The organism is Streptomyces sp. (assembly GCF_031178505.1).
GTDB classification, from domain to species: Bacteria; Actinomycetota; Actinomycetes; order Streptomycetales; family Streptomycetaceae; genus Streptomyces; species Streptomyces gulbargensis.
Genome location: NZ_JAPSIW010000757.1, coordinates 1 through 3,348, shown reverse-complemented (window position 1 = coordinate 3,348; position 3,348 = coordinate 1). Strand labels below are relative to the sequence as shown.

Below are 3,348 nucleotides of genomic sequence, written 5' to 3'. Positions count from 1 at the left end.
GGGCGGGGGACGGGGGCGCGGGTCTCGGCGGTGCGGGGCGGGGCGGGGCGGGGGGCGCGACGGGGCAAGGGCTCTGCCGGGTTCTCCGGGCGCGGCGGGGCGGGGTGTCGGCCCGGCGCGACGGAGCGGCGCGGGTGTTCCGGGCGCGCCGGGGCGCAGGTTCTCCGGGCACGCCGGGGCGCGGGCGCGGCCGGGCGCGGGCGAGGCCGGGCGCGACGGAGCGGCGCGGGCGCGGCCGGGCGCGGCGGGGCGCGGGCGAGCCTAAGATCGGGCGCTGTGACGCGACGCCTGATGCTCCTCGACACCGCCAGCCTCTACTTCCGCGCCTACTTCGGTGTGCCCGACTCCGTGCGGGCCCCCGACGGGACCCCGGTCAACGCCGTGCGCGGCCTGCTCGACTTCATCGCCCGGCTCGTGCAGGACCACCGGCCCGACGACCTGGTGGCGTGCTGGGACGACGACTGGCGGCCGCAGTGGCGGGTGGACCTGATCCCCTCGTACAAGGCACACCGGGTGGCGGTGGAGACGGAGACCGGCCCGGACGAGGAGGAGATCCCGGACACCCTGTCGCCGCAGGTGCCGGTCATCGAGGCGGTGCTGGCGGCGCTCGGGATCGCGCGGGTCGGGGCGGCGGGGTACGAGGCGGACGACGTCATCGGCACACTCACCGCGCGCGCCACGGGGCCGGTGGACATCGTGACCGGTGACCGCGACCTCTTCCAGCTGGTGGACGACGCCCGGGAGGTGCGGGTCCTCTACCCGCGCAAGGGCGTCGGTGACTGCGACCTGGTCGACGGGAAGCTGATCGCGGGCAAGTACGGGGTGCGGCCCGACCAGTACGCGGACTTCGCCGCCCTGCGGGGCGACGCCAGCGACGGGCTCCCCGGGGTGAAGGGCATCGGTGAGAAGACGGCCGCGCAGCTGATCACGGAGTACGGAGACCTGGCGGGGGTCCGTGCGGCGGCGGTGGACCGGACGTCGAAGCTCACGCCGGCCAAACGGCGCGGGATCGTGGAGGCCGCCGCCTACCTGGACGTGGCGCCGACGGTGGTGCGGGTCGCCTCCGACGCACCCCTGCCGGAGTTCGACCCGGCGCTGCCGGCCGCGCCCCGGGACCCGGCGGCCCTGGAGGCGCTCGTGGCGCGCTGGGGGCTGGGCGGGGCGGCGGGCCGACTGCTTCCGGTGCTCGCCGCCCGCTGACGCGGTGTTGGATCCTCCACCACCGGGGGTGCTAGCTTAGGTAAACCTAAGTACGCAGAGTCAGGAGAGCCCGTCGTGGCAGAGCAGCCCGCACGCAAGGCACCGAAGGCCACTGAAGCCCGCGTGGTGCGCACCGAGCGGATCACTCCGCACATGGTGCGGGTGGTCCTCGGCGGTCCCGGACTCGCCGGCTTCGACGCCGGGGAGTACACCGACCACTACGTGAAGCTGCTGTTCGCCCCCGAGGGGGTGGACTACCCGGAGCCCTTCGACATGGAGCGGATCCGGGCGGAGTTCCCCCGGGAGCAGTGGCCGACGACGCGGACGTACACCGTGCGGGCCTGGGACCCGGTCCACCGCGAGCTGACCGTGGACTTCGTCGTCCACGGCGACGAGGGCCTGGCCGGGCCGTGGGCCGCGCGGGCCCGGGCCGGCGAGACCGTGCGCTTCCTGGGGCCCGGTGGCGGGTACGCCCCGGATCCGGCGGCGGACTGGCACCTGCTCGCCGGTGACGAGAGCGCGCTGCCGGCCATTGCGGTGGCGCTGGAGCGGCTTCCGGAGGGGGCGCGGGTGCACGCGTTCCTGGAGGTCCCGGACGCGGCGGAGGAGCAGAAGTTCGCCGCGGCGGCCGGTGTGGACGTGACCTGGCTGCACCGGGGGGAGCGCCCCGTCGGCGAGGCCCTGGTGGAGGCCGTGCGGGGCCTGGACTTCCCCGCGGGCGATGTCCACGCCTTCGTGCACGGCGAGGCCGGGTTCGTGAAGGAACTCCGCCGTCACCTGCGCCTCGACCGGGGGGTTCCGCGTGAGCGGCTGTCCATCTCGGGCTACTGGCGCCAGGGCAAGACGGACGAGGCCTGGCGCGCGATCAAGCGCGAATGGAACGAGCAGGTCGAACGCGAACAGGAACGCTGACCGCCCTCCCCCGAACCCCCGGCCCCCGTCCGCCGCCTCCCCCGTGGCGGACGGGGGCCTCGCGCATGCCTGAGGGGCGTCGCGGAACCGGGCGGGAGCGGCGGTCCCCCGGGAGCGGGTGGTGCCGGGCGCGTCACACGGACGGGCAGGCACCCGTGCCTCAGCCCGCGTCGGGCGCCACCGGACCGGTGGCTTCCCCCGGCGCCTCCTCGCGGCCGAAGAGGCGGTCCGAGGCGTCGACGTGGGCCAGGCGGCGCAGGGACTCGAAGACGGCGTCGCCGAGGACGGTGCCGACGACGACGCTCTCGACCAGATCCTCACGGGCCACGTTGCGCGCCACGTACTCCAGGTCCGCGCGCGCCACCTTTTCCGCGGCCTCGGCGTAGACGTCCAGAACCTCGGCGAACCGGCCGTGACCGACCTCTTCGAGGGCCTGGAGCGCCGCGACGAGGGCCTCCCCCGCGGGGTTGCCCCGGTACGTCCGCCACCCCCGCGCCGCGATGATCTCCTCCACCCGTTCGCGGGCCACGGCGGCGCTGCCCTCCGCGGGGTTCTCGGCCCGGGCGGCCCCGCCCGAGGCGCGCTCGTACCGCGGGACGAGGCGGGCGGCGGCCTCGCCGAGCATCTTGTGCACGGGCCGTTCCGGGTCGTCGATGGCCGCGATCACCTCGCGGATCGCCGCCACGGACAGGCCGCCGACATCGAGGAGGGCCCTGATGAGCCGGAGGCGCCGTACGTGGGCCTCCTCGTACGAGGCCTGATTGGGGCTCGTCAGCCGGCCCGCGGGCAGCAGGCCCTCCCGTACGTAGAACTTGATCGTGGGCACCGAGACCCCGGTCCTGCGGCTCAATTCTCCGATGCGCACGGCGCGTTCACCTTTCCCCATCCTCCCGGGCCTTGCCGGCCCGCACTCCATCATAGATAGTGGGGCTATCAGATAGCAGCAAGTGCCACTATCTATTCCTTGGGGGATTCGCATGTCCTCGTACCTGCCCGCGTCCGATCACCGCCTCCATCGGCCCCTCCTGTGGTTCGCCGGAGCGATGGTGCTGTTCGCCCTCGTCTGCGCCGGCGGTCTCCTCATCGACGACCGGACACTCGTCGGCGCGCCGATCTGGTCCAAGCCGCTGAAGTTCGCGGTCTCGTTCGTCGCCTACGCGCTCTCCCTCGCCTGGATGCTGTCGCTGCTGCCGCACGCCCGGCGGGCCGGGTGGTGGGCGGGCACCGTGGTGGCCG

General features: G+C 74.7%; 3 protein-coding genes and 1 pseudogene. 3 read left to right on the top strand and 1 reads right to left on the bottom strand.

Annotated features, from left to right (window positions below):
- Positions 1-291: 291 nt before the first annotated feature.
- Positions 292-1,200, top strand: a complete 909-nt coding sequence (locus RIF68_RS31830) for a 5'-3' exonuclease (protein WP_309054737.1) — start codon at positions 292-294, stop codon at positions 1,198-1,200.
- Positions 1,201-1,275: 75 nt separating this feature from the next.
- Positions 1,276-2,112, top strand: coding sequence for a siderophore-interacting protein (locus tag RIF68_RS31825; protein WP_309054736.1), 837 nt, complete (start codon positions 1,276-1,278; stop codon positions 2,110-2,112).
- Positions 2,113-2,272: 160 nt separating this feature from the next.
- Here RIF68_RS31825 and RIF68_RS31820 read toward each other — a convergent pair whose 3' ends face one another.
- Positions 2,273-2,977 carry a MerR family transcriptional regulator gene (locus RIF68_RS31820; protein ID WP_309054735.1) on the bottom strand — a complete coding sequence of 235 codons (705 nt, stop codon included), beginning with the start codon at positions 2,975-2,977 and terminating at the stop codon, positions 2,273-2,275.
- Between the two features lie 178 nt (positions 2,978-3,155).
- Between RIF68_RS31820 and RIF68_RS31815 the strand changes: the two are divergent.
- Positions 3,156-3,348: pseudogene (locus RIF68_RS31815) on the top strand (hypothetical protein); the annotation flags it as partial.

Bases quoted from the DNA above. Each gene is read 5' to 3' on its own strand.
- RIF68_RS31830 (WP_309054737.1), top strand. From the start codon at position 292: ATGCTCCTCGACACCGCCAGCCTCTACTTCCGCGCCTACTTCGGTGTG.